23 protein-coding genes are annotated in these 19,321 nt (G+C 40.6%); 8 read left to right on the forward strand and 15 right to left on the reverse strand.

From position 1 onward, the window contains the following. Nucleotides 1–177: 177 nt before the first annotated feature. Genes FCU45_RS05845 through hypB form a run of 8 tightly spaced genes read right to left on the reverse strand, consistent with a single transcriptional unit; the run spans nucleotide 178 to nucleotide 6,044 of the window. The gene (locus FCU45_RS05845) at nucleotides 178–543 is read right to left on the reverse strand and encodes a HepT-like ribonuclease domain-containing protein (RefSeq protein WP_137013261.1); all 366 of its coding nucleotides are present in this window, start codon (nucleotides 541–543) and stop codon (nucleotides 178–180) included. After that, nucleotides 536–850: a nucleotidyltransferase family protein gene (locus tag FCU45_RS05850; protein WP_137013263.1), complete on the reverse strand. Its 315-nt coding sequence runs from the start codon at nucleotides 848–850 to the stop codon at nucleotides 536–538. The genes FCU45_RS05845 and FCU45_RS05850 overlap by 8 nt, the downstream gene beginning before the upstream one ends. A gap of 23 nt (nucleotides 851–873) precedes the next feature. Continuing rightward, entirely contained in the window at nucleotides 874–1,371 is a 498-nt protein-coding gene (locus tag FCU45_RS05855; protein WP_137013265.1) for a SixA phosphatase family protein, read from the reverse strand. A gap of 3 nt (nucleotides 1,372–1,374) precedes the next feature. Continuing rightward, complete coding sequence (locus tag FCU45_RS05860; protein ID WP_137013267.1) at nucleotides 1,375–2,394, reverse strand: aldo/keto reductase; 1,020 nt, start codon at nucleotides 2,392–2,394, stop codon at nucleotides 1,375–1,377. 24 nt (nucleotides 2,395–2,418) lie between these two features. Further along, nucleotides 2,419–3,888 carry a pyruvate kinase gene (gene pyk / locus FCU45_RS05865; RefSeq protein ID WP_137013269.1) on the reverse strand — a complete coding sequence of 490 codons (1,470 nt, stop codon included), beginning with the start codon at nucleotides 3,886–3,888 and terminating at the stop codon, nucleotides 2,419–2,421. A gap of 53 nt (nucleotides 3,889–3,941) precedes the next feature. Then, complete coding sequence (hypD, locus tag FCU45_RS05870) at nucleotides 3,942–5,069, reverse strand: hydrogenase formation protein HypD (protein WP_137013270.1); 1,128 nt, start codon at nucleotides 5,067–5,069, stop codon at nucleotides 3,942–3,944. Then, on the reverse strand, nucleotides 5,062–5,304 hold the full coding sequence (locus FCU45_RS05875) for a HypC/HybG/HupF family hydrogenase formation chaperone (protein ID WP_137013271.1): 243 nt from the start codon (nucleotides 5,302–5,304) through the stop codon (nucleotides 5,062–5,064). Before FCU45_RS05875 ends, hypD begins: the two co-directional genes overlap by 8 nt. Next, the gene (gene hypB / locus FCU45_RS05880; protein WP_137013273.1) at nucleotides 5,304–6,044 is read right to left on the reverse strand and encodes a hydrogenase nickel incorporation protein HypB; all 741 of its coding nucleotides are present in this window, start codon (nucleotides 6,042–6,044) and stop codon (nucleotides 5,304–5,306) included. The genes FCU45_RS05875 and hypB overlap by 1 nt, the downstream gene beginning before the upstream one ends. An 87-nt stretch (nucleotides 6,045–6,131) precedes the next feature. On the opposite strand from hypB, the gene FCU45_RS05885 reads away from it, so the two are divergent. From FCU45_RS05885 to FCU45_RS05895, 3 genes are read left to right on the forward strand one after another with little or no spacing between them, the layout of a single operon-like run. Beyond that, nucleotides 6,132–6,605 (forward strand): NAD(P)H-dependent oxidoreductase subunit E, encoded by a 474-nt coding sequence (locus FCU45_RS05885; protein ID WP_137013275.1) that lies wholly within the window; start codon nucleotides 6,132–6,134, stop codon nucleotides 6,603–6,605. Continuing rightward, entirely contained in the window at nucleotides 6,602–7,960 is a 1,359-nt protein-coding gene (locus FCU45_RS05890; protein WP_137013277.1) for a complex I 51 kDa subunit family protein, read from the forward strand. Before FCU45_RS05885 ends, FCU45_RS05890 begins: the two co-directional genes overlap by 4 nt. Continuing rightward, complete coding sequence (locus FCU45_RS05895; protein ID WP_223175811.1) at nucleotides 7,953–8,669, forward strand: 2Fe-2S iron-sulfur cluster-binding protein; 717 nt, start codon at nucleotides 7,953–7,955, stop codon at nucleotides 8,667–8,669. Before FCU45_RS05890 ends, FCU45_RS05895 begins: the two co-directional genes overlap by 8 nt. A 1-nt stretch (nucleotide 8,670) precedes the next feature. Here FCU45_RS05895 and FCU45_RS05900 read toward each other — a convergent pair whose 3' ends face one another. Both FCU45_RS05900 and FCU45_RS05905 read right to left on the reverse strand, forming a co-directional pair. Beyond that, complete coding sequence (locus FCU45_RS05900; protein ID WP_137013281.1) at nucleotides 8,671–8,943, reverse strand: type II toxin-antitoxin system RelE/ParE family toxin; 273 nt, start codon at nucleotides 8,941–8,943, stop codon at nucleotides 8,671–8,673. Then, nucleotides 8,940–9,167, reverse strand: a complete 228-nt coding sequence (locus FCU45_RS05905; protein ID WP_137013283.1) for a hypothetical protein — start codon at nucleotides 9,165–9,167, stop codon at nucleotides 8,940–8,942. Before FCU45_RS05905 ends, FCU45_RS05900 begins: the two co-directional genes overlap by 4 nt. Nucleotides 9,168–9,467: 300 nt before the next feature. On the opposite strand from FCU45_RS05905, the gene FCU45_RS05910 reads away from it, so the two are divergent. From FCU45_RS05910 to FCU45_RS05930, 5 genes are read left to right on the forward strand one after another with little or no spacing between them, the layout of a single operon-like run. Then, nucleotides 9,468–10,541, forward strand: coding sequence for a Fic family protein (locus FCU45_RS05910; RefSeq protein WP_137013285.1), 1,074 nt, complete (start codon nucleotides 9,468–9,470; stop codon nucleotides 10,539–10,541). A 6-nt stretch (nucleotides 10,542–10,547) separates the two neighbouring features. Continuing rightward, nucleotides 10,548–11,102: an NADH-quinone oxidoreductase subunit B family protein gene (locus FCU45_RS05915; RefSeq protein WP_137013287.1), complete on the forward strand. Its 555-nt coding sequence runs from the start codon at nucleotides 10,548–10,550 to the stop codon at nucleotides 11,100–11,102. A gap of 2 nt (nucleotides 11,103–11,104) precedes the next feature. Beyond that, nucleotides 11,105–12,535: a Ni/Fe hydrogenase subunit alpha gene (locus tag FCU45_RS05920; protein ID WP_137013289.1), complete on the forward strand. Its 1,431-nt coding sequence runs from the start codon at nucleotides 11,105–11,107 to the stop codon at nucleotides 12,533–12,535. Then, entirely contained in the window at nucleotides 12,535–12,960 is a 426-nt protein-coding gene (locus FCU45_RS05925; protein ID WP_137013291.1) for a hypothetical protein, read from the forward strand. Before FCU45_RS05920 ends, FCU45_RS05925 begins: the two co-directional genes overlap by 1 nt. Nucleotide 12,961: 1 nt before the next feature. After that, nucleotides 12,962–13,789, forward strand: a complete 828-nt coding sequence (locus tag FCU45_RS05930; RefSeq protein ID WP_137013293.1) for an alpha/beta hydrolase — start codon at nucleotides 12,962–12,964, stop codon at nucleotides 13,787–13,789. Here FCU45_RS05930 and FCU45_RS05935 read toward each other — a convergent pair. Genes FCU45_RS05935 through mltA form a run of 5 tightly spaced genes read right to left on the reverse strand, consistent with a single transcriptional unit; the run spans nucleotide 13,772 to nucleotide 19,314 of the window. Beyond that, nucleotides 13,772–16,258, reverse strand: a complete 2,487-nt coding sequence (locus tag FCU45_RS05935) for an efflux RND transporter permease subunit (protein ID WP_137013295.1) — start codon at nucleotides 16,256–16,258, stop codon at nucleotides 13,772–13,774. The genes FCU45_RS05930 and FCU45_RS05935 overlap by 18 nt on opposite strands. 3 nt (nucleotides 16,259–16,261) lie before the next feature. Continuing rightward, nucleotides 16,262–16,864 carry a Tgt2/MlaC family protein gene (locus FCU45_RS05940; RefSeq protein WP_137013297.1) on the reverse strand — a complete coding sequence of 201 codons (603 nt, stop codon included), beginning with the start codon at nucleotides 16,862–16,864 and terminating at the stop codon, nucleotides 16,262–16,264. Between the two features lie 2 nt (nucleotides 16,865–16,866). Beyond that, nucleotides 16,867–17,652 (reverse strand): MlaA family lipoprotein, encoded by a 786-nt coding sequence (locus FCU45_RS05945; protein WP_137013299.1) that lies wholly within the window; start codon nucleotides 17,650–17,652, stop codon nucleotides 16,867–16,869. 1 nt (nucleotide 17,653) lies between these two features. After that, entirely contained in the window at nucleotides 17,654–18,223 is a 570-nt protein-coding gene (recR, locus tag FCU45_RS05950; RefSeq protein WP_137013301.1) for a recombination mediator RecR, read from the reverse strand. Beyond that, entirely contained in the window at nucleotides 18,223–19,314 is a 1,092-nt protein-coding gene (gene mltA / locus FCU45_RS05955) for a murein transglycosylase A (RefSeq protein WP_137013303.1), read from the reverse strand. The genes recR and mltA overlap by 1 nt, the downstream gene beginning before the upstream one ends. Nucleotides 19,315–19,321 lie beyond the last annotated feature (7 nt).

A 19,321-nucleotide genomic window follows, 5' to 3' on the forward strand; every position in this document is an offset into this window, starting at 1 on the left:
ACAATCTATGAACACAAAGCTCAAAGTTTAATCTTTTATCATATCTTGCCTAAAATTCTATTTTTCATAGCTTAGGCATATTCTCTCTAATAATTACCAAAATTTTTATCCGTCTACTTAATATTCTATAAATTACATACTATCTCTATTTTCCAGCAGACTTTATAAAGAATATTTCTATGATATATGATTTTGCATTATTTTTTTAACAGACTCTTTTATCACAGGCAGTCTTTGAGCAATCACATCTTCGACTATATACAAATCCACGCCTTCATAATCATGAGCTATAAAATTTCTCAACTCATAGCTCCCCTTTATATCTTGCTTATCAAAAAAAGCCAATACCTCAAGTTCGCCGTTGTGAAGAAGCTTATCAAACTGCTCGGCTATAGATGTCAGGTGCATTAGTATGGAAGCTCGTGAGTTTTGCTCATCTTCAAGAGCTTTTAAGACCGAGCCCTTTTCACTGATTATCGCATTTACAAAGTTAATCTTTTTATCTATAAGTTTTACTCTTTCTATGGCTTTTTGACTAAACATATATAAGTTCCTTTTGTATTGTCTCTTTTAGCGGGCTTTGGCTGTCGAGGTCAAATATATCTATATTGCGGTGAAATTTTTTTCTTATTTTGTCTTTGATTTTTTCGATAGTCTCAAAATATGAGTAAGAAGAATTATCCGATAAGTAATCGTTTTTTTTGGAAATAGCTATGTCTATATCGCTATATACTGTCTGAGTATCCTTTGCAAAACTTCCAAAAAGTGCAAACGCCGTAATGCCCTCTTTTGAGAACTCTGCTTTTAACTCTTTTAAATAGTGCAATATACTCTCTTTTGTTGCTCTCATGCTTTTCCTTTGATATGAAATAATTATATCATATTCTCTTTGTACATTTTAGGATACTCAAACATCACTAACTTTGCATTTTGGGGAGCTATTTCTGCCCATTTCTTACACTTGAACTCTATCTCTACAATGCCGCATGTCGGGATATTTTCATTAAAGCCTGCGAGATTATATGCCAGTTCATTTAGCGATGGATTGTGTCCTACCAAAAAGATGACCTTGTAGCTCTCATCAAGCCTTTTAACTATCTTGCTAAGTGTCTCTGAAGTCGCTTCGTATATATCATCCAAAAAGAGTATGTTTTTATACCCGACTTCATTGGCTATTATCTCAGCGGTGCTTTTTGCCCTTTTTGCGGGGCTAGAGATGATGATGTCGGGTATTACGCCCGTTTTTTTGAGTCGCTCACCCATCATCGGAGCATTTGCTTTTCCTCTTTTGTTGAGAGGTCGCTCAAAGTCATCAAGCGTCTCATCGCCCCAGCTAGATTTTGCGTGTCTGATGATGTAGAGCTTTTTCATCTCTCAACCCATCGGGTACATGATCTCTTGCTGTACCGCCTTTATCTCGCTCATCGTCTCGTCAGATAATGTCATATCCATCGCGGCAAAAGATTCATCAAGCTGCTGGGCATTTCTTGCCCCGATGATGGTTGAAGCGACAAACTCAAACTGTTTTGAATATGCCACCGCCAAAGTCACGGGAGAGATTTCAAGCTTTTTTGCTATCTCAACATAACACGCTGTAGCTTTAAGTGTTTTCTCATTTACAAATCTTGCGACTTGGGAGTTTAAGCGGCTACTTTTACTTGATACATAGTCGGAATATCTCGCATTTTTAGGGTAAAGCTCGCCGTTATACTTTCCGCTGAGCACTCCGCCAGCCAAAGGAGAGTACGGCAGAAGCGATATCTGCTCTCTTTTGCAAACTTCTGAGAGCTCATCCAAAAAACGAGGGTTGTTGAGTGAGAAGTTGTTTTGTATGGACTCAAATCTTGCAATGCCCAGCCTTTTTGAAGTCTCGTTAGCTTTTGTAAGACCGTAAGCCGTGTCGTTTGAAGTTCCGATGTATCGCACCTTGCCCTCTTTTACCAGCTCGTCAAACGCTTTTAATGACTCCTCTATCGGCACGACAGAGTCAGACCAGTGCATCTGATACAGGTCTATATAGTCAGTTTGCAACCGCTTCAAACTCCCCTCAATCGCTCTTTTTATATGAAATGAGTCAATCGCCGTATAACCATGGCGGATGGGCGGAACGAACCAGCCGTTTGCCGCACCTGCAACCTTTGAAGCCACTATTATGCTCTCTCTTGGTTTGCCTTTTAGCCATTTTCCCACAATAGTCTCGGTTACGCCTGCATATTTTTCATCAGGCGGTACAGGGTATAGCTCGGCTGTATCAAAAAAATTGATCCCTCTATCATAAGCCTTATCCATGATTTTAAAAGCCTCAGCTTCATCGCTCCAAGAACCAAAGCTCATAGTCCCCAAGCAGATGGGAGTAACTCTCAGCCCTGTTTTTCCTATATATCTGTATTTCATATAAAAATCTCCATCTTAAAAATATTACACTTCATAACAATCCAAATCTTTTAAATTTACGAAAAATTTCATCTCCTCATGTCTTAGCGCCCTTATCATATTTGTGCTGCCGCTCACCCCTGACGGGTCGCCTGCTATGAGGATGTAACTTCTCTCGAAGCTGATTAGATTGCGCTTTATTCCATCGTTTAAAAGCTGGTTGAGCATCTGTCCGATTGAGCCTTTTTTTACCAAAAATGCGGGAACTACACCCCAGACAATAGTCAGAACTCTTGCCGTTTTTTGCGAATGAAAGCCCGCGTAAATAGTCTGGTTTGGTCTATATCTTGCGATTTTTTTCGCACTGTTGCCTGAGTTTGTCATAGCAATAATGCCGTCTGTTTTTAGATGGTTTGATAACCTTGCAGCGGAGTAGTTTATGCTGTCTGTAAAATCATGCATCTCAAAATCTGAAAATTTATAATATGGATAAGTTGACCTCTCGGTCGCTCTGATGGTTTCCATCATAATTGTCACAGCCTCTACAGGATATTTGCCGACAGTCGTCTCCTCGGAGAGCATAACAGCGTCAGTGCCGTCAAGTATGGCATTTGCCACGTCACTTATCTCCGCCCTTGTCGCACTCTTGGAGTTTGTCACGGAGAGAAGCATTTGAGTGGCGGTAATCACTGGCTTGCTCATCTCATTTGCTTTTTTGATGATCATTTTTTGAGCCTGAGGCACTTCATAGTAGGGAATCTCTATCCCCAAATCGCCTCTTGCAACCATTATGCCGTCACTTGCTTCTATGATCTCGTCAATATTTTCAACGGCGTCAAACTTCTCTATCTTTGCAAAGATCTGCACATCTCCGCCAAAAGAGCTTACGATTTCTCTGGCTTTTATGACATCTAAGGCATGCTGAACGAACGATATCGCCATAAAATCAACACTGTTTTTTACGCCCCACTCCATATCTTTTATATCTTTGGGAGTAAGTATATCAAGACCTAGTCTTGTGTTTGGAAAATTCACCCCTTTAAAAGAGGACAAGATGCCGTTGCTAAGAGCTTCAACCACAATTTTGTCATCTTTTATCTCTACTATTTTTGTCTTTATCTGTCCGTCACAAAAGAAGATATCGCTATCCGTCTGAAGATTTTGTAAAATTTTTGGCTCGCTGATACTTACTACATAGCTGTTGTTTTGGCTTTTGTATCCCGTTATGCTGTTTTTTAAAATCTCTATCTTATCGCCGTGCATAATCTCAAAAGCGCCATCCAAAGCCCCTACTCTTATCTTTGGACCGCTGATATCCTGCAAAACCCCTATGAAAAGACCAGTCTGCTTGCTCGCTTCTCTAATCTTTTGCAAAACGCTCAGATGATACTCGTGTGTACCGTGAGAGAAGTTGAGTCTAAAGACATTTACCCCTGCTCTTATCAACTCTATGATTTTTTCCAAGCTGTCTGATGATGGTCCAACGGTTGCTACTATTTTTGTTCTTTTTTTCATGATTTATAAACACCCTTATATTTTTTTAATAAAATGCTAAGATTCTCAAAACATTATAACAGATTCCCATACTTATAGTACGCGGCACATGCTCCCTCACTGCTTACCATACAGCTTCCAAGCGGGCTTGATGGCGTACAGGCTTTGCCGAAGACTTTGCACTCTACGGGGTTTGCCTTGCCCTTTAAAATATCTCCGCAGATGCAGAGTTTATGGTCATCTATCTTCTCATTTGGCAGTATCTCTTTGTAAAAAACCTCAGCATCAAGATAGCCGTACTCATCTTTTAACTTCAATGCACTCTTTGCAATGTCGCCGATGCCGCGCCATCTAAAATGCTCTCTTTTCTCAAAGTACATGTTATTTAGTTTTTGCGCCTCTGTATTGCCATCGTGTGTTACGCTTCTGCTGTACTCGACCTCAACTTCACATCTGCCTTCACTCAACTGTTTTAAAATCATTAAAACCGACTTCATAACATCAACAGGCTCAAAACCGCTTACAACTAGAGGCTTCTTATAATCGCGGGGAAATTCATCGTAAATCTTGCTTCCGCTGATAACACTGACATGCGCAGGTCCTATGAAAGCGTCTATCTTGTTTGTCTCATCGTCAAGCAAAACCCTCATCGGCTCAGGAACGGTTACGTGGTTTATGTGAAAGAGGATGTTATTGATGCGCTTCTCTATAACTTGATTGATAAGTGCCGCTGTCATTGGCGTTGTCGTCTCAAAACCTATGGCAAAAAATATAACTGTTTTATCTGGGTTTTGCGCGGCGATTTTAAGCGTGTCCATAGGAGAGTAGACAAATCTGACGTCGCTTCCCTTTGCTCTTGCATCTTGAAGCGTTCCGCGGCTTCCCGGGACTTTTATCATATCTCCAAGAGTTATCAGAATGACATCTTTTTGCTCAGATAGAACATAGGCGTGGTCTATCCTCTCCTTTGGCATGATGCAGACAGGACAGCCGGGACCGTGAACAAACTTAACATTTTTTGGCAGAAGCTGGTTTAAACCGTACTTCATAATGGCATGCGTATGTCCGCCGCATACCTCCATGATGTTTACCTCATTTGGTATTTTTTGGGCTTCTTGCTCTATAAGCTTTGCATAGACTTTTATCGCCTTTGGGTCTCTAAAGCCTAAATAGAGCTCTTTTAACCCCAGCTCTCTACTCATCATCGTCCATTCTTCTTGCTATCTCATCAAACGCTTCTAAGCTAAGCAGGGCATCTTCATTGTCGATTTTGTTCATTATAAAACCTACATGTATAAGTACATAATCCCCCACCGCTACACTTCCCTCCTCCATAAGGTCGAGCGAAGCTTCGCGGCTCACTCCCATCGTATCGACAGTGGCTACATTTCTCTCTTTGTCTATCTTTGTTACGCGGCTTGGGATTGAGAGGCACATTATCTCATCTCTCTTTTAAACTCTATCCAGTTGAGCACTCTCTGCACTGAGGCGTCATCCTTAATGCTCACCTCCAAGATGTCAACGTTTGGTTTCAGCTTTCTAGCCTCTTTTTTCTCAGCCTCAACGTCAAACTCGATGTATGGCAGAAGGTCTGTTTTTGTTATAAGTACCAAGTCGGCTTTGCGAAACATCACGGGGTATTTTGCTATCTTGTCATTTCCCTCAGGAACACTTACAAGAACGATGTTGAGATGTGTTCCAACATCATAAGAGGCTGGACATACAAGGTTTCCGACATTCTCCACAAAACAGACATCCACCCTATCTAAGTCTATGTGATGAAGCGCTTTATGAACCATAAAAGCATCCAAATGACACGCACTCCCTGTTTGTATCTGATAGGCATCTATGCCTTTGGCTATTAGTCTCTCTGCATCCCTTGAAGTCTGCAAATCCCCCTCTATAACGGCAAATCTGAACTTTGCCAGCTGGGCAAACTTCTCTAAAAGAGCTGTTTTTCCGCTTCCTGGGCTGCTCATAATGTTTATCGCCAAAATATTGTGACTCTCAAAATGTGCTCTGTTATGAGATGCCTCATGGTCATTTTTATCCAAAATCTTCTCAATTACCTCTATGGTCTTTGCGTCATTTAGCTGAGGGTTTGCATGGACGTTTTGCATATCGTGAGTATGTTCATGTGTATGCTCCGTTATACTGCATCCGCAATCTTTGCACATTATCTGCCGCCTTTTTTGTAAAGATTAGACTATTTTAATAAATTGTTCCTTATAATAGAGAAAGTTTCCTATGAAGGATATTATGAGATGGATATTAGCGCAGACGATAGATACAGAACACTGGAAAAGAGCATGAAAAAGCTCTCTTATGAGAAGAACGCGCTCATCGAAGTTCTTCACAGCGCTCAAGAGACATTCGGATATTTGGGTATTGACACGCTCAAATACATCGCCAAAAGATTAAAACTCCCATACTCAAAAGTTTACGGTGTTGCTACCTTTTACAACCACTTCAGACTAAAACCAAAAGGCAGACATAACATCGTTGTATGTTTGGGAACTGCCTGTTATATAAAAGGCTCTGACAAGATCCTTGAGAAGATAGAAAAAAGATTTGGCATTAAAGCGGGTGAAACTACATCGGATGAAGCTTTATCGCTACTTACTGCGAGATGTTTCGGCTCATGCTCTTTGGCTCCCGTTATAGTCTGTGATGAGCAGATAAAAGGTAAAGTATCGCTTGAAAATCCACTATGCGATATTGAGGAGATGATAAAATGATAACATCAACCGCAGAGCTCCAAGAGTTAGCGAGCAAAAAAAGAGAAGAGAATGAAAAAAATCCAAAAGAGATTAGCTCTGAGCGTTCAACTCCTTTTTACACAAAACAGAGAAGAATCGTTCTTGAGAACGAAGGTCTTATCGACCCTGACGACATAGAGGATTATATAGCTCACGGCGGCTACATGTCACTTTTTAAAGTGCTAGATGAGATGAGCCCAAAAGAGGTTATCGAAGAGGTAAAAATAAGCGCTCTTCGCGGTCGCGGCGGCGGAGGCTATCCGACGGGGCTTAAGTGGGAGAGCGTTTCAAAAGTGATAAGCGAGCAGAAGTACATCATCTGCAACGGTGATGAGGGCGACCCTGGAGCTTTTATGGACAGAGCGGTTATGGAGGGCGATCCTCACAGAGTATTGGAAGGAATGGCGATTGCAGGTTATGCCTGCGGTGCCAACAAAGGTTATATCTATGTTCGCGCCGAGTACCCAATAGCGGTAGAGAAACTAAACAGAGCCATAAAACAGGCAACAAAACTTGGGATTTTGGGAGAAAATATCGCTCACAGCGGTTTTAATTTCAGTGTTGAAATTCGCCTCGGTGCAGGCGCGTTTGTTTGCGGAGAAGCAACCGCACTTATAGCTTCAATAGAAGGGAATCGCGGACATCCAAGGCAAAAACCGCCTCATCTAAGTGATCACGGTCTTTGGGGTCAACCTACCCTTTTAAACAATGTCGAAACACTAGCAAACATTGCACCGATCATAAAAAACGGCGGGGCATGGTTTAGAGCAATCGGAACAGAGAACTCAAGCGGAACAAAAGTTTTTGCACTCACCGGGCATATAAAAAACAGTGGACTCGTAGAAGTTGAGATGGGAACGACCTTAAGAGAGCTTATTTTTGACATCGGCGGCGGAGTTGAAGAGGGGCGAAAATTTAAAGCTATACAGTCGGGAGGACCTAGCGGAGGGTGTATTCCAGAGCATCTTTTAGACCTGCAGGTTGATTATGAGTCGCTAAAAAGTGCAGGCTCCATTATGGGAAGCGGCGGACTGATAGTTATAGACGACAGTTCAAATATGGTCGAGATCGCGCGCTTCTTTATGGACTTTTGCAGAAGCGAATCGTGCGGAAAATGCACGCCTTGCAGAGTAGGCACAACCGAGCTTACACTTCTTTTGGATAAGTTTATAAAAAAAGAGGCTACAAAAAAAGATTTTGAACTTCTAAAAGAGATGTGTAAAATGGTAAAGAGTACGAGTCTTTGCGGGCTTGGACAGACTGCGCCAAATCCGGTTTTAAGCACAATAAGATACTTTGAAGATGAATATTTGGCAGGAATTTGTGATGATTAGAGAAAAAGTAAGAGTAAAAAGCTTTAAAATAAACGATATCTGCGTAACTGGGCAGTCTAACCAGACTATTTTAGAAGTTGCGCGCGACAACAACATCGAGATCCCTACCATGTGTTACATGGAAGGACTTAGCTGTGTTGGCTCGTGCAGAATGTGCATAGTGGAGATAAAGGGGAGCCATGAGCCTACCCCCGCATGTACCGCAAAGATAAAAGAGGGGATGGAAGTAACTACTTCTTCACCCCAGATAGAGGCCGCAAGGAAGATGATACTCTCCATGATGTTTTCCGAGCGCTCTCACGTATGCTCAACCTGCGTTGCAAACGGAGACTGCGAACTGCAAAACAAGTCGGTAGAGCTTGAACTTGAACACTCCGAAGTGCCGTATCTAAACCAAAGGTTTGAGATAGACGCTTCGCATAAAAATTTCGTCAATGACCCAAATAGATGCATACTCTGCACAAGATGTATCCGTGTCTGCGATGAGATCGAGGGCGCACACGCGCTTGATTTGGCAGGCAGAGGGCTAAATATGAGAATAGTGCATGATATGGATGAGCCGTGGGCTGATTCGCAGAGTTGCACAAGCTGCGGCAAATGCGTCTATGTCTGCCCGACTGGTGCGCTTTATGAGAAAGATATCAGCGAAGAAGAGGTCATTAAAAAGAGAGATATTATTACGGAGCTTATAAAAAACAGGGGGGAATAAGCTATTTATCTTGCCATTTGAAGATTTCTAAAATTTTTATCTCCGTTTGTTCAATTTTATAGGTTACTGTATAGCCTTGAAATACCATATCTCTGTATGTTTCATCATCGCTATAAAATGATTTTTTATACATTTTTGGATTATTTGGGATTTGCTTTATATGGGTTATAAGTTTTGTTTTAAAGGTTTTGGCAGCTGATTTTTTATCTAGGGCGATGTAGTTAAGTATATTTTTAAATGATTTTACAAAATGCTCTTCATAAACTATTTTCATAAAGAATCTATATGGCTATCTATCTCTTTTACAAACTCATCATGGTCTATATATTTGGCATTTTTTTCTGCTTGGAAAACTCTTTCTTTGGCTTCATCTACATCACTCACTACAAAAGAAGGAGTATCTTCAACAACTTTAAGTTCGTTTGATGGAAATGTTTGAAACAGAGAAACTATCTGCGCATATATTTCATCTGAAACACTCAATTTTATTGTATGCATGAAACACACCCTCTACTAAATATTTTTATACTGCGATTATAACATTGTTTTTTAACAAACTTAATTAATTGTGTTAGTCCATAACATTTGGCACTAAGGATTATTTTCAATTCAAACTCATACTTATTGTAATCATTTATTGCATTAAAAAATAGCACTTGAAAGTGAATAATTAAATCACTTATTACCTCTAGATGTTTTTATAAATATGGGTAAAAATTTAAAAAAATAACACATACTTAAAAGATTTGGGTAAAATAATGCAAATAATGCCCATATTCAAACCACAGGTGTAAAAAAATGCAAAAAGAGTACATTCCTCTAAAATTGCCGATACACAAAGAGTTAGAAACAAAGGGTGTTCTCAAAAAAATCATCAGTGCCAACAAAGCACTTGCCGAGCTAAAAGGTGTTGCTCGTTCTATACCAAACCAAAGCATACTCGTCAATGCGCTCTCACTTCAAGAAGCAAAAGACTCATCAGAAATAGAAAACATCATCACTACACACGATGAACTTTACCGTGCACATTTGGGCGGCGCAAATATCTCTTATCAAGCAAAAGAGGTACAAAGATACCGTGAAGCACTTTATAGAGGTTTTGAGCTAGTTAAAACTAACAATCTGCTGCTCAAAAAACATATTGTAGAGATTCAGCAAATTTTAGAAGAAAATCAAGCGGGTATGCGAACCCAAAGCGGAACAGTGCTCAAAAATGAAAAAAGCGGCGAAATAATATATATGCCTCCTCAAAATCCAGCAGATATTCAAACTCTAATGGATAACCTAGAACATTATATCAATAATCCAGATTTGGATGATTTTGACATACTGGTCAAGATGGCAATTATTCACTACCAATTTGAATCCATTCATCCATTTTATGATGGCAACGGACGAACCGGAAGAATCATCAATATTCTTTTCTTGATGCTTTACGGACTGCTTGAACTTCCTATTTTGTATATGAGCTCTTATATCATCAAAACCAAAAATGATTACTATAGACTTCTAAATGAAGTACGCACAAAAGAGGCATGGGCAGAGTGGACACTATACGTTCTTACAGGGGTGGACGAGACTGCCAAAGACAGTATCAGGCTCATCAACGACATCAATATTCTGATGGAAGACACAAAAGAGAAGCTATCAAAAGAGCTTACAAGATTATACTCCAAAGATTTGCTTGAACTGCTTTTTTCGCATCCTTATACAAAAATAAGTTTCTTAGTTGATACACTTGTGATTACAAGAAAAACAGCATCATCATATCTCAAATCGATGGAAGATATTGGAATTCTCAAAAGTATAAAAATGGGCAGAGATGTCTATTTCATCAATATAGCACTGTTTGAATTATTAAAAAACAAGTAGGTAAAAATGACAAAAGATTCTCCAAAAAAATTACGCCTTGCAACTCTTTGGCTTGATGGCTGTTCAGGGTGTCACATGTCGATTTTGGATATGGATGAAAAACTTATAGAGATCGCCGAGTATGTCGATGTCGTTTACAGCCCTTATGTCGATGCAAAAGAGTTTCCAAAGGATGTTGATTTAGCCATAGTTGAGGGTGCGCTCAGCAGTGACCATGACATAGCTATGATAAAGAAGATAAGAGAAAACTCAAAACTCATACTCGCTCTTGGAGATTGCGCGATTACGGGAAATGTCTCGGCTATGAAAAACCTCTTTGGCAGTGATGCGGTTTTAGAGAGGGGTTATTTAGATTTGGCAGATACAAATAAGAGCAATACGTATCCATCCAAAATTGTGCCCAAACTCCTAGATAAAGTTTTGCCTCTGCATGAAGTTGTACATGTAGACTACTTTCTTCCAGGTTGCCCTACTCCCTCAGATGCAATATATGAGATGCTTAAAGCGCTCATAGAGGGCAGAGAGATAAATATACACTCCCTTACAAGATTTGGAAAGTAACAATGGATAGCAAAAAAATCATAATCGACCCAGTAACCAGAATTGAGGGGCATGCAAAGATAACAATCGACCTTGATGAGAGCGGCAAAGTAGAAGATGCAAAAATACATGTAACGCAATACCGCGGATTTGAGAAGTTTTGCGAGGGCAGAATCTACACCGAAATGCCAGCAATAACCGCCAGAACTTGCGGTATCTGCCCAGTCAGCCACGTTATAGCATCCACAAAAGCCATAGATGAGATTTTAGCTATAACTCCTCCGCAAGCTGGCATAAACATACGAAAGATCATAAATCTGGCTCAGATATTGCAATCCCACACGCTAAACTTTTTTCACCTCTCAAGTCCAGATTTTATATACGGTTTTGACGCGCCAAAAGAGGATAGAAATATCTTTAAGATGATGCAGACACATCCTCAAATGGCAAGGGACGGCATAAATCTAAGAGCATTCGGGCAAAAGATCATAGAGGAGTTGGCGGGAAAAAGAATCCACCCCACAGGAATAGTACCAGGCGGAGTGGAGCATAAAATAGAGCAAAGCCAAAAAGAGGCGATACTCTCACAAATCCCGGATATGATGAAAATAGCGCAAAGTGCGCTAGAGTTTTTTAAAACAAATCTTCATAAGTTTCAAAAAGAGATAGACTCATTTGCTACTTTTTCATCTCTTTTTATGGCGCTCTCAAATGAGCAAAGAACGCTTGAGCACTACGACGGAGAGCTCTGTTTTATGGACAGCGAGGGAAATATTCTCAAAGATAAAATCAATCCGCAAGATTACAGAGAGTTTATCGGCGAAGCGGTGGAAGAGGACAGCTACCTAAAATCTCCATACTACAAACCGCTTGGCTACAAGAATGGAATGTACAGAGTGGGAGCACTTGCAAGACTAAACATAGCACAAAGCTGCGGCACTCCTTTGGCGGACGAGGAGCTTAAAAAATTCAAGGCGCTTGGTGGCGGCAAACCTGTTTTAAACTCATTTTACTACCACTACGCAAGGCTTATCGAAATTATCTACGCCATCGAGAAAATAGAAGAGCTTTTAAATGACGATGAGACGATAAGCGAAAATGTAAAAGTTACCTCAAAAATAAGCAACCTAAGAGGTGTCGGGTGTTCGGAAGCACCAAGAGGAACACTCTTTCACGACTACCAAGTCACAAAAGACGGCATCATAACAGCCGTAAATCTCATCATTGCGACGGGAAACAACAACCTTGCAATGAACGCTGGAGTAAAACAGACAGCCCTTGCGTTTGTGGATAGCAAAAACATAACAGACGGCGCGCTAAACAGAGTCGAAGCGGTCATAAGATGTTTTGACCCATGCCTTAGCTGTTCTACGCACGCACTGGGAATAGTCTCGTCTAAAATCGAGGTGCGCGACCACAACAAAAAAGTGATCCAAGTGATCGAGAGAAACTGATGAGAGCCGTCATAGGGTATGGCAGCTCTATTAGAGGCGAGGATGCTTTCGGGCTTGATGTCATAAAAGAGCTGCAAAAACTTCCGCTAAAAGAGACAAAACTATTTTCTGCTCATCAACTCACGCCCGAGACGGTCTTAGAGCTTCAAGATGCTGATGAGATAATCTTTATAGACACCTGCCATGATGATAAAAATCCCTACGCTCTGGCTTGCTCTTTGGCTCTGCAGAGCACTCTAAACCTAAGCCACCATATCTCGCCAAAGACAATTATCTACATGTTAAGAAGTCTATATGCTAAAAACCCTCACTTTTATATCTACTCCATGATGAGCGGCAGTTTTGATGGCATAACCGATAACGTACGCTATAAAGATAGAGTCTCAATGACGACAGATCATATTGTTTCGTTTGGTGGGGAGTAGTATGAGAAAATCGCTTTTTTCACTGCTTTTAGTCTCTCTTTTTGCCATAAATATATATGCAAATAATAGAGAAGAGGCTCTTTGCGGCACTTTTTTTGAGCCGTTCGTTTTTTGGATCTGGAGCTCTATGACGCCCAAACCTGAGAGCAGTATAGTCGCTAATATTCCATTTATAGAGCCAAGCCAATACGTGACGTCTGATGGCAAAACGCTTAGAGGTTACAGATACTCCTCAAATAACGGCTACGCAAACACCTCTCCAAAAGGGTATATTTTGGTCGCTATGGGAAATACAATGCTCTCCGATCAGATGGTCGTTATGCTAAATAGCTTCTCACAAAGAGGCTACGATGTTTACGTTTACGACTACAGAGGATATGCAAACTCAGAGGGAGCTAGACGCATAAAAGCGATAATAGAGGACTACAAAGAGATAACCCAAACGCTAAATAAAAGATACAAAAGAAAACTGCTCTACGGCATCTCGCTTGGCGGTGCGGTAATGTTAAACGTCATAGGCTCTGGTTTAGAATATGATGCGGCTGTTATAGATTCTGCTCCGAGTTTTCTCTCCCCGTTTGGATGTCCAAAATCCATAGACCCGCTGGAAAATATCCCCAAAGATGCCAGTAAAATTTTTGTGATCACTGCACAAAGTGATTCTGTTCTTCCTAGTAGCATGACATCCCCGCTAAGAGAGAGTGCAAAAGAGAGAGGTGCCAAAACGCTCGATGGGGAGAAGTATGAACATCCGTTCGCCGACAAAGACCTAAATATTCACTATCAGCGGATGGCACTTATTTTAGAGTTTTTAGATACCAAAAATTAACAGCAGTACAGGAAGAAGAAGCAAGTCTGCAACGATAGCCATAAACATAGCTATCATGGTAAGAAGTCCAAAATAGATAGTCGGCAGAAAGTTGGAGAGCACCAAGATACAAAAACCTATCATAATGATGGTAGAGGTGTAGAACATTGCAGTTCCAATACTTTTGTGCGCCATGAACATAGAAGCTTTCGCGTCGTTTGTGCGGTTGTAAAGCAGAGAGTATCTGTAGATGTAGTGTATGGTATCGTCAACCGCTATGCCTATGCTGATGGCTGCGATAGTTATGGTCATCATATCAAGCGGTATGTCCATCCACCCCATAAATCCAAAAATAGTACCTACGGGAATAATGTTTGCGATAATTGCTATGATCGCAATTTTTAGGCTTCTAAAGAGTGCTAAAAACATTAAAAATAGTATGAGAACAACCACTCCAATTGTCTTGATCTGCGAATCGAAGAGTGACTGAAGCATATTGTTGTACATGATCAAAAGATTTGCCATCTTGTGCTCTTCATACTCTGGATCTAGCATCTCTTTTAGATCCATATTTATCTTTTTTATAAGTAGATCTCTTTGAAGATTCGGCATAGAGTCGATGATTCTGGTACTTATCCTTACCTGATTCTTTTCTATATCAACGTAAGGTGTCAGTATGATCTTTCTATACTTATCAGGCAGCTCTTTGTACATAAGTGCAAGTGTAAGACCGTCAGCCTCTTTTCCGTCATTTAAGACCTTTAAAATCTCTCCTGTCGTTGAGAGCGAGAGCACTTTTCCCACTGCCTCAAGAGAGTCAAGGTACTCATGAACCTCTTTTATCTTGTGCATCTTGGTTTGCGTAAACCAGTACTTCTCTTTGTCCTCAACACTCTCCTCGAACTCATCTGCGAAGGAATCTAGCTCTTCATCTTCACCTGATCCCGCCACCTCAACAGAGGCTACCTCATCACTGCTCTCTTTAAATGTCAAGATGACATCAAGCGGCGTAGTCCCGCCTAGTTTTTGGTCAATTAGAGCCATTCCCTTATATATCTCGGTATCTTGTTTAAAGTAGTCTATAAAACTGTTCTCAACTCTGAGCTTAGTAGCACCGGATATGGAGAAAATCACAACAAACAGGGCTGAGATAAGAATTGTTTTTCTATAGTGAAAGGCGAAATGCGCTACCTTAGCAGTAAATGGAGCGCCGCCTTTGCCAAATTCGAGAGACTCTTTTTTCTCAAAGAGAAGCAAAATTATCGGAAAGAGAATGTATGTAAGAACAAGAGATACGATTATTCCCACACTCATCATCCAGCCAAAGTTTATAACAGGCAAGATGGAGCTAAAAACCAGAGAACTAAATCCTGCAATGGTAGTGATTACAACGAAGAAAGATGGCTTTGCCATAGAGAGAACAGTGTCTAGTGTTATATCCATCTGTGTATCATGTTTATCATGGGCATATAACTCTTTATATCTCACTATTAGGTGCACCACCAGAGACATATTCATGATAAGTTGCAGTGAGATATAATTTGAGGAGACAACGGTTATCTCCCATCCAAAAAGCCCTAAAAAGCCGCTTGTTACAATAAGCGAGGTGGTGCAGATAAAAAGCGCTATGATAACCCACTGTACCTTTTTTAGAAGGATATATAATATGACTATAAGAAGCACTACTATAAGTCCGCCGAAAGTTTTGAGGTCATATTTTACAAACTCGACCATATCATCGGCGATCATCTCGACTCCGCCTAAATGGAGCTTAACGCTGCTGTGCTCCTGCTCAAAATTTTTAAGGATCTCTCTTAGTTTTACTATTACTTGATGGGTCTCTTCTCTTAAAATATCTCTATACTCTTTAAGCTCTATCTGGGCCTTTTTGTACCCCTCTCTCTCCGCTTTACTAAGTTCCTTTTGCTTTTTAAGCTTTACAAATCTGTCTCTGTTGTCTATAAGAGAGAAGTACTTCTCATCTCTTTTAAGGTTTACCATCAAAGCGGTAGTTCCAAAGTCATCGCTTACAAGGTTCTCTTTATAGACCGCACTTGTCAAGAACTCCTGTTTGACAAGCTTTTTGTCAATATTTTGAGATTCCAGCGTGGGTATATCTTTTAAAAGCTCTTTTAGCGGAATGGGCGGAGACTGTAAAAGAGGAACGTTTACTATGGAGTTAATGCTCTCTACTATCTCTAGCGTCTCTATCTGAGAGCTTAGCTCCTTAATGTTTGCAATATTCTCATCGCTTAAAAGATCATCTTGTGTAGTATATGTGACAACCAGAAAGTTCGGTGCTTCAAAACGCTTGAGCACATCTCTTGTATATTCAAGATCTTTGTCATCCTCAAGCAGAAGTGTCTCGGCACTTGCATCTATCTCAAGTTTGAAGGCAAAAAGAGCCATTATGAGTATGAAAACACTCATAAGAGCTAAAACGATTTTTGGGTATTTTAAAATGTAATTTTGGTATATGGTGTTTAACATTATCTATGACTGCTTAGCCAAAGCGTCCATCAGTTCGCCTATGCTCTTAGTACGTAAAAACTCTTTAAACTGTGCTCTGTCAGTCTTTAGGATGCTTACTCCCAGTATCTCCACATCGTAAACGAGCCAATCCTCTTTGCCTTGTATGCTCTGACTTGGCTTGTGGAACTTGTAGACTATCTCAAGCTTCTCCTCTTTTCCTACTAGGTCTGTAAAGAATGCCATTCTGTTAGATTTTGGCTGTTGTATCTTATTTATTTCTACCTTCTCACCCTCATAAGCGTCTATCTTCGCGGAGTATGACTGCTTCATACGCTCTACATAAAGCTCTACAAACCTTTTTGCATCACTTGCAGAGAGCTCTTTCCAAGTGCTGCCAAGGCTTAGTTTAGCCATTAGCTCAAAATCGAACATTGGCGATATAGATTTGACTATATCCGCGTTTCTCTGCTCTTTTGTGATGTTCTTGTTCTCTACTATGACTATTATCTCATCTATCTTGTTTAAAAAGCGGCTCTTAAGCTCACTCTGCTCATCTGCTTGAAGGTTATAAGATAAAATGAACGGTGCAAGGACCGCCAAAATTTTTTTAAAGATACTCTTCACTACTACTCCTTGATCTGTTTATCTCTATACTGCTCATACATATCTCTCAAATATGGATAGAGGTCTACCGCATCCCTTTTGATGTCATCATACCAATCTATGTTCAATGAGACGTAGTTCACTTTTTCAAGCGTTTTTGCTCCAAGATACTCTGCAGGCGTATCTGTCAAAGTATCGTAGTTTCTCTCGGTATAATCAAGAGGGCTTAGGTACGAATCAGGATACATTCCAATAAGGTCTCTTAGATTTGATGGTCCTAAAAGAGGCAGAACTATATGAGGGCCACTGCCCACTCCGTAAAATCCCAATGTCTGTCCGAAATCCTCGTTATGAGGTTCAAGCTCGCAATATTTCTTTGCCACGTCGAAAAGCCCAAGAACTCCTGCTGTTGAGTTAACAACAAAACGAACGCTCTCCTCAGCTGCATTGCGCATTTTTCCCTGAAGCACGTTATTTACAAAACGCATCGGGAAGTAGAGGTTTTTGAAAAAATTATCCACACTCTCCCTGATATCTTCGTGCAAAACCCACTTGTAGCCTTCTGCAACTGGTTTAATTGCATATTCATAAGCCTTGTCATTAAAAGTTGTCATAGCTCTGTTGTAGCCGCTAAAAGGGTCATAGACCTCTTCTACCTCAAACTCATCCGCAAAACCTTCAAGTTCACCGTTAAAGTCACCACTCTCTTGCTCAATAGCAACCTCACTCGGTTTTTCCACCGACTTTGAACTACAACCCGTCAATGTTATTACAAAAGTAATAGCAAAAGCAAAATAAACAGATCTCAAATCATACCTTTACTCTATCCGTCAAAGCCCTCGTCAAAGACAAAATATCAATATTTTCCAAACTTACTCCGGTCGGAACGCCCTGAGCAATTTTTGAGTAGTTTATATTAAAATTACTTAATTTATCTTCAATATATAACATAACAGCATCATTTGCAATGGATGGCGTTAACGCAAAGACTATCTCATTGATTCCTGAGGAGACCAGTTTTTCAAGCTTTGAGAAATCAAACTCCGCCAACGACTCCAAGACAAAGTATCTTCCGCCAAAGAGCGCGTTCTCTTCTAGAAGCAATATATCTTTTGCGTTCTCGACTATGCACAAAAGCGTCTCATCTCTGCTATCGTCACAGCAGATGAAACAGAGTTCATCTTCGCTCATCCCGCCGCATGAAGAGCACTGTTTAAGGGTTCCAAGAGCCTCTTCTATCGCATGAGAGATCTTCATACCCACAAAACTATCTTTCATGACCATATGGTAAGCGAGCCTTGTTGCCGATTTCTTCCCGATAGTCGGGAGCTCCTGCAGGGCATCTACAAGCTTGTTAAACTTCTCTAAAGAACCGTTCATTAAGAGTTCTCTTTTGGCAGAAGTATCCAGAGTTTTAGAGGTGCTTTTAGTCTGCCTGCAACCTCTTTTGCTTCCTCTCCATATCCCATAAACATATCCGCTCTCACGCTTCCCTTTATGGCACCGCCCGTATCTTGAGCCATAACGACGCGGTTAAACTCTACAACTTCATCTTGCGCACTTAAATAGAGCATGCTTCCAAGAGGAATATATTTTCTATCTACCGCAATTGAGCGTGTAGGCGTAAGCACGACTCCAAGCGAACCGCTTGCCGCATGCTCTTTTTCTCTAAAAAAGACCATAGACTTATTGTAGTTAAGTACTTCATCTATCCTTGAAGGGTTCTGCTGTAGCCACGCTTTTATGCTTTGAAGCGAAATATTTTCTAAAGGTATCTCACCGATATTTACAAGATATTTCCCTATCGAGGCGTATTTGTGCCCATTTTGGTTCTCATACCCGACAAAAATAGCACTTCCATCATCAAGAGTAACTCTTCCCGATCCTTGAACTTCCAAAAAGAAGAGATCGATCTTTGAATCAGTATAGCAGATCACCTCTGCATCAAGTTCATTCTCTACAGCATCTTTTCTCTCATGGTAAGGCACAAGCCTGTTGCCTACAAGTTTACCTCTTAATCTGTAACTTTTAAGTTCCGGATACTGCTCGCTAAGATCAACGATCACCAGATCTTTTGGAGTTCTGTAAAGAGGGTAGATATATGGCTCTTTTTTACTCAGTGAACCTTTTAGTTCAGGTTCGTAGTAGCCTGTTAAAAGCCCCTCTTGCGAGCTCTCTGGAAGAGCGATTTTATAAGGGGTAAAATAAGTAGTTAAAAACTCTTTTGCATCTGTTACGTCTGCTGCTCTGATGCACAGATCAGCGTAGATCTCTTTTGTTTTAGCCGTTTTACAGCTTTGCACAAATGACTCCAGAGCGTTTGCATAATCCTCCCCGTGCCAATTTGGAAGCTGGCTAAAGTCACTCTTGTAAAGATCGGTCTCAGGCATATTTGAAAAACATACCTGAGGCTCTTTTGAGCAGCCTGTAAAGAGTAAAAATGCGCTTAAATAGAGTATTAAATGTTTCATAAGAGGG

The organism is Sulfurimonas crateris (genome assembly GCF_005217605.1).
Classification (GTDB): Bacteria; Campylobacterota; Campylobacteria; order Campylobacterales; family Sulfurimonadaceae; genus Sulfurimonas; species Sulfurimonas crateris.

Coding starts and splice junctions, on each gene's coding strand:
- FCU45_RS05845 (WP_137013261.1), bottom strand. CDS start 543: ATGTTTAGTCAAAAAGCCATAGAAAGAGTAAAACTTATAGATAAAAAG.
- FCU45_RS05850 (WP_137013263.1), bottom strand. CDS start 850: ATGAGAGCAACAAAAGAGAGTATATTGCACTATTTAAAAGAGTTAAAA.
- FCU45_RS05855 (WP_137013265.1), bottom strand. CDS start 1,371: ATGAAAAAGCTCTACATCATCAGACACGCAAAATCTAGCTGGGGCGAT.
- FCU45_RS05860 (WP_137013267.1), bottom strand. CDS start 2,394: ATGAAATACAGATATATAGGAAAAACAGGGCTGAGAGTTACTCCCATC.
- pyk (WP_137013269.1), bottom strand. CDS start 3,888: ATGAAAAAAAGAACAAAAATAGTAGCAACCGTTGGACCATCATCAGAC.
- hypD (WP_137013270.1), bottom strand. CDS start 5,069: ATGAGTAGAGAGCTGGGGTTAAAAGAGCTCTATTTAGGCTTTAGAGAC.
- FCU45_RS05875 (WP_137013271.1), bottom strand. CDS start 5,304: ATGTGCCTCTCAATCCCAAGCCGCGTAACAAAGATAGACAAAGAGAGA.
- hypB (WP_137013273.1), bottom strand. CDS start 6,044: ATGTGCAAAGATTGCGGATGCAGTATAACGGAGCATACACATGAACAT.
- FCU45_RS05885 (WP_137013275.1), top strand. CDS start 6,132: ATGGATATTAGCGCAGACGATAGATACAGAACACTGGAAAAGAGCATG.
- FCU45_RS05890 (WP_137013277.1), top strand. CDS start 6,602: ATGATAACATCAACCGCAGAGCTCCAAGAGTTAGCGAGCAAAAAAAGA.
- FCU45_RS05895 (WP_223175811.1), top strand. CDS start 7,953: ATGATTAGAGAAAAAGTAAGAGTAAAAAGCTTTAAAATAAACGATATC.
- FCU45_RS05900 (WP_137013281.1), bottom strand. CDS start 8,943: ATGAAAATAGTTTATGAAGAGCATTTTGTAAAATCATTTAAAAATATA.
- FCU45_RS05905 (WP_137013283.1), bottom strand. CDS start 9,167: ATGCATACAATAAAATTGAGTGTTTCAGATGAAATATATGCGCAGATA.
- FCU45_RS05910 (WP_137013285.1), top strand. CDS start 9,468: ATGCAAAAAGAGTACATTCCTCTAAAATTGCCGATACACAAAGAGTTA.
- FCU45_RS05915 (WP_137013287.1), top strand. CDS start 10,548: ATGACAAAAGATTCTCCAAAAAAATTACGCCTTGCAACTCTTTGGCTT.
- FCU45_RS05920 (WP_137013289.1), top strand. CDS start 11,105: ATGGATAGCAAAAAAATCATAATCGACCCAGTAACCAGAATTGAGGGG.
- FCU45_RS05925 (WP_137013291.1), top strand. CDS start 12,535: ATGAGAGCCGTCATAGGGTATGGCAGCTCTATTAGAGGCGAGGATGCT.
- FCU45_RS05930 (WP_137013293.1), top strand. CDS start 12,962: ATGAGAAAATCGCTTTTTTCACTGCTTTTAGTCTCTCTTTTTGCCATA.
- FCU45_RS05935 (WP_137013295.1), bottom strand. CDS start 16,258: ATGTTAAACACCATATACCAAAATTACATTTTAAAATACCCAAAAATC.
- recR (WP_137013301.1), bottom strand. CDS start 18,223: ATGAACGGTTCTTTAGAGAAGTTTAACAAGCTTGTAGATGCCCTGCAG.
- mltA (WP_137013303.1), bottom strand. CDS start 19,314: ATGAAACATTTAATACTCTATTTAAGCGCATTTTTACTCTTTACAGGC.